Genomic DNA, 3,538 nt, shown 5'->3' on the forward strand with positions numbered 1-3,538 from the left:
TGCAGGTACACATGGATCCGGATCAATTACTAAGGTCCAGGAAGCAAAACCTGAACAATCATCTGCACAACAATCAGTAGTTACACATGGTCCTGCAGTTCTACTGCTAAATTCAAAGTAAGCACCACCAACAAAAGGATCACAAGGATCAGGTTCTACGCATGGATCAAAACAATCCTTAAAGGTTACAGCGAGGTCAGCATAAGGTGCTTCGCAATCTACGGTGACTACTCTGAGTGCAACTTCTTCACCCGGGCAGCAAGGATGTTTAAGTAGGGCAACTATACAGATAGCTTCACATTCACCACCAGTTAAATCACCAAAATCATAGCCCGTTACAGTCCAGATGGTTCGATCGGCATTAGGTGTTGCGGCTACATCATAATCATATGTTACCGTGCTGTCAACGACAACTTTCATTGCAACATATACTATATAATCTAGCTCAACAGCTTCTGAAAAAGTAACAGTTACATCTTTTTCACAGCCTACATAGGTTACACCTACTGTGCTCTTATACTCGTCCTCAACTACCATTGTAACTGCTGGGACTACCTCTTCTTCTTCTTCTTCTTCTTCAACCCCTATACCAGGAAGACAGCCGACCAAGAGGAAAGAAGCCATTGCAACTACCATAAGTACTAATAATAATTTCTTCATTTTTTTCTCCTTTCGTTTTTAAAAAGAATTCGTTATTATTTAATTTCGCGAAATTAACTAAATTTCTAGTTTCTGTTTTAAAATAGCTTCTTAGCGCTCGCTGTTTATGAGGAGGTTTTTTTGCCCCTTTTATTTCATAAACACTTTTACATCTCGACCTGATACGGGTTAAGAAACTACCGCTTTTAAACCGTTAGCTAGTTAGTTGGTTAACTGGTTAGCTGGTTAAGATTAAGATAAAAAACCAGTTAGCCGGTTTGCCGGTTAACCAGTTAGCTAGTTAAAACAAAGACGAATTACTCAGCAAACCAAACAATTATTTAACTACGTAACCAAACAACTAAACAAATACTAATAAATAATACGATAAAAGTCAAGAAAAGTTTCAATAACAGTTTTACATCCTTTTATAAATTTTAAAAAAATCCTCTCTCGATATTCCTGATTGTCTGCAAATCGTTCTTAAAGTAGAACCTTTTATTCTATCATGATTGGGCATAGTTAAGGGCATCTTACTGTTATCCTTATTTTCTTTAACCATTGAAATATGATTTCCCATCCTTACGATCTTAAATCCTAAAGCTTCAAATGTTTTCACAACTTTCTGTTTTGGTGCGTCCTTTGGAAATTTCATTACACTACTACTTCTCCAACAAAAGTCTCTATAACCTCTTCTGTTTCAAAAGCTTCTTTTCCAAAAGTTTCTATATGAAATTTAATAGCTGATTTTACATCTGCAAGTGCTTCTTCATAAGTATCGCCTTCTCCAATCACGACACCCTTTAATTCCAAAGGATATGCCACATATCCCTCGGGATGCTTTTCAACTATTATTTTTATTAGTTTCATTGTTCTCTCCTCTCTTAAGCTTGTTTCCACAATCTTCTTGATATTTTCTTTAATCTTTAATCTTTTTATTCAAATCGTCATCTTTACGCTTAACCTTTTCTTTAAAAATTCATTCATGGGGAACGCCTGTCCTACGGTTTTATCTTGCATCTTTATCTTATAACTGGCCAACAGGGTAAACGGTAAACAAGCTAACTAACTGTTATATTCGACATGTGGGTTAGAAAATCCTTCTTTTTGGGAAAAATATTTATAATTTTTTTAAATTTTCAAAGAACTTAGCAACACATCCCCTCTTATAGATTCCGCATCAAGTGCGGAATGACAAAATTAATATTCCGGAGGAGGCGGTGCCTCTCCTTCTTCAGGCGAAGTTGATGGTTCTTCGGGTGCGCCGCCGGTCTCGGCGGGGGCTTCTCCTGCCTCTTGAGTAGGAGTTTCTCCAACTTCTGCCGGACTTTCTATCGAAGAATCGGTAAGAGTCCCGCTATCTGAAGTCGCAGAAGGCATTACTGTTCCGCTCGGTTCTGTTTTTGCCGTGCTAACTTGCGTCTCTAAACCGGTTTGAATATTTTCACAGATTTCCTCGATATTAGCGCTGTTTTCTATGGCTTTTTTAAACAGAAGAGAAATTTCCTCTAAAGATAAACCTGATTCAACTGCCAGCAAGCTTAAATAACTCAGCTCTTCACTTATTTCAGAAATCTCCATTATACTTTTGCCTTCGGCGGTTCCCGCCTTTACCAGCCAGGAGAGAGATTCAGGGGGGACATCGTTTTCTAAGCTGTCGGCTAATACCTTAAGCATTTCTTCCCCGCCATTAATTTCCAAGCCCTCCTGCCGGGCATCATCTAAGAGAATAAAAGCTTTTCTCAGGTTCTCCGCTTTGGTAGAGATTACCGAAATTATTACAGTCTTATCTGCATTTTTGGCAAATCCTTCGTTTACCTTGTTAATTAAGGGCTCGGTAGGTAAATTTTCCTGCCGGGTTTCCAATATCACATCAAAGACTTTCTTCATACTATAGGCATCGAATGATTTTCCTATACTGTTTTCAATAATATTTTTGGTATCTTCGAAAGATATCCCTGCATCAAGCAGCTGCTGGGTGCTTTTTAAAAGCATGGTGGTTTGAAAGGCTGAATAGGCGGATGAGGAATCCAAAATACTTTTTAGCTGTTCTAATTGTTCGTCTATGGTTGCTGTCTCTGCGGAAAAAGCAAAAATAGAGATAGCAAAAGAAAGTGTAAGCGTTAAAATTATTATAGTAGATATTAAATTGTTTTTAATTTTGTTTTTTGAGAAAGTCATAATTTAATTCACCAATGTGTTTTAGTTAGTTGGTTAGCTGGTTAATTAGTTAATTAGTTAATACAAACTCATCAACTAAGTAACTGTTGGCCAGTTAACCAGTTTTTATTAATTAGCCGGTTAACCAGTTAAAAAAATACAGAGAATAAGTTATTCACCCCCACCTTAATCCTCCCCCCTCAAGGGGGAGGAAAGTGTTAAGTGCAATTGTTTATTTCTAATATGGCATTTTTGTTGCCAAATCCGTCTTTAACATATCGAAGGGCATTGGGATCAGGAAACCATTTTTCTCCATCCAATACAAACATATACTCATATCTGCCCGGCTCTAAGTTGAGAGTAGCTGTCCAGATGCCGTCCCCATCGGAATCTTCTAAAAGATTCGCCTGTGAGTTCCATCCGTTAAAATCACCGGCAATAGCCACAGTATGAGCTTTGCTATCGCTAATCCTTAAAGAGAATTGCACTTCAGCCGAACAGATAGAGGGAGCATCGGGAGTATTAAAGATAAAAGTAAAGGCAAAAAATACGATTAATGCTGCTGCGACTGCGGCTCCGGCCAAACGGAAGGAAAAGATGGATTCCCGCTTTCGCGGGAATGACAAAGAAAGAGATGGGAATGACAGAAAAAGGCGCGGGAATGACAGACCTGGGATAGCAATCTGCTTTTTGATGCGGTCCATCCAGGAAGTCTGAATCTGAACTTCGTCGCGCGAAA

Annotated in this window: 5 protein-coding genes; all 5 read right to left on the reverse strand. The window is 38.6% G+C overall.

Annotated elements, in window-relative coordinates; translation table 11 throughout:
- A partial coding sequence (locus U9Q18_07385; protein MEA3314181.1) for a hypothetical protein occupies positions 1 to 624 on the reverse strand: 624 nt, incomplete at its 3' end.
- Between the two features lie 433 nt (positions 625 to 1,057).
- Positions 1,058 to 1,294, reverse strand: coding sequence for a type II toxin-antitoxin system HicA family toxin (locus U9Q18_07390; protein MEA3314182.1), 237 nt, complete (start codon positions 1,292 to 1,294; stop codon positions 1,058 to 1,060).
- The gene (locus U9Q18_07395; GenBank protein ID MEA3314183.1) at positions 1,294 to 1,509 is read right to left on the reverse strand and encodes a type II toxin-antitoxin system HicB family antitoxin; all 216 of its coding nucleotides are present in this window, start codon (positions 1,507 to 1,509) and stop codon (positions 1,294 to 1,296) included. Before U9Q18_07395 ends, U9Q18_07390 begins: the two co-directional genes overlap by 1 nt.
- 330 nt (positions 1,510 to 1,839) lie before the next feature.
- Entirely contained in the window at positions 1,840 to 2,820 is a 981-nt protein-coding gene (locus U9Q18_07400; protein ID MEA3314184.1) for a hypothetical protein, read from the reverse strand.
- Between the two features lie 197 nt (positions 2,821 to 3,017).
- A partial coding sequence (locus U9Q18_07405; GenBank protein ID MEA3314185.1) for an isoamylase early set domain-containing protein occupies positions 3,018 to 3,538 on the reverse strand: 521 nt, incomplete at its 5' end.

It is taken from the genome of Caldisericota bacterium (assembly GCA_034717215.1).
GTDB lineage: Bacteria > Caldisericota > Caldisericia > Caldisericales > Caldisericaceae > UBA646.

What these genes read in the sequence shown, in the direction of transcription:
- U9Q18_07390 (MEA3314182.1), bottom strand. Translation starts at nt 1,294, where the DNA reads ATGAAATTTCCAAAGGACGCACCAAAACAGAAAGTTGTGAAAACATTT.
- U9Q18_07395 (MEA3314183.1), bottom strand. Translation starts at nt 1,509, where the DNA reads ATGAAACTAATAAAAATAATAGTTGAAAAGCATCCCGAGGGATATGTG.
- U9Q18_07400 (MEA3314184.1), bottom strand. Translation starts at nt 2,820, where the DNA reads ATGACTTTCTCAAAAAACAAAATTAAAAACAATTTAATATCTACTATA.